Raw genomic sequence first — 1,170 nt, 5'->3', positions numbered from 1 at the left:
GGAATGAGCAACCGTGTCGGATTAGGGTGCGATGGTCTGTGCTGTTTCGGCGTTGCGGACGATGGCGTTGAGATGGGTGATGAGCTTGCGCATGACGGCGGTGATGGCGACCTTGAAGGGCTTTCCGGCGCTGCGCAGCCGGTCGTAGAAGGGCCGCAGGACGGGATCTTTGCTGCTGACGGCGCTGAGGGCGGCCATGTAGAGCACATCGCGCACCGGCTTGCGTCCGCCGCCACAGCGCCCACCCCGATCGCTCGCGCCGGACTGACGCGCATGGGGCGCCACCCCGACCAGGGAGGCGATGCGCTTGGCGCCGATCGAGCCGAGCTCCGGCAATTCGGCGACGAGGGTTGCCACCAGCACCGGCCCGACGCCCCTCACCGCCCGCAGCCGCCGTGCCCGCTCCGCGAGCCTGCGGTCGTCGGCGATGCGCCGGGCGATTTCCTTGTCGAGAACGAGGACGGCCTGGGCCAGGCCGCGCAGCCGTGCCGCCAACATGCGCCGCACCATCGGTTCCTCGATCAGCGCCTGCTGGCTCTTCAGCGCGGCGGCCTCGGCCACCAGACGGCGGCGGTAGGCGACCAGCTGCGCCAGCCGGATGCGCGCCGGGTCCGGCGCGGCCGGGGCGAGCCTGTCGCGCGCCACCTGCAGGTAGCGGGCGATCATTCCGGCGTCGATCCGGTCGGTCTTGGCGCGCTGGCGCATCGACCGGGCGAAGCCGCGCACCTGCGCCGGATCCAGAAGGTAGACCGTGTGGCCGGCGTCGTGCAGATGCGCGATCAGCCGCCGCTCGTAGCCGCCCGAGGCCTCCACGCCGACGGCGAGCGGGCCGTGCCCGTCCAGCCGGCGGAGCAGGTCCGCAAGGCCAGCCGGCGTGTTCGCAACCGTGAAGCTCTCGCCCGTCTCACCGAGCACGACGTCCAGCGTCGCCTTGGCAACGTCGATCCCGACGCAGCTTTCCTGTATCATCGCTTCGCTCCCAGGCTTGTGGTGCGGGCACGACCGCCCGTCCAACCGTTCGGGGTCAAAGGGAGCGATCAGGGCCAAGCTCATTCTCGGCCGCGTCCAACTCGACACGACCCGCGGAGAGACGGCCACCTGACCGCGTCGGGAGGCGTCGCCACGCCTCCCGACGCTCAATCAAACCACACAAATCAGACACAAGCGGAG

At 70.4% G+C, this 1,170-nt stretch carries 1 protein-coding gene; it reads right to left on the bottom strand.

What is annotated here, in order from left to right; all coding sequences use genetic code 11:
- Nucleotides 1-21: 21 nt before the first annotated feature.
- Entirely contained in the window at nucleotides 22-969 is a 948-nt protein-coding gene (locus tag ACSSVZ_RS28165; protein WP_453974178.1) for an IS110 family transposase, read from the bottom strand.
- Nucleotides 970-1,170 lie beyond the last annotated feature (201 nt).

It is taken from the genome of Amorphus sp. MBR-141 (genome assembly GCF_053628695.1).
This window is presented reverse-complemented; position numbering and strand designations above follow the sequence as displayed.

Coding starts and splice junctions, on each gene's coding strand:
- ACSSVZ_RS28165 (WP_453974178.1), bottom strand. CDS start 969: ATGATACAGGAAAGCTGCGTCGGGATCGACGTTGCCAAGGCGACGCTG.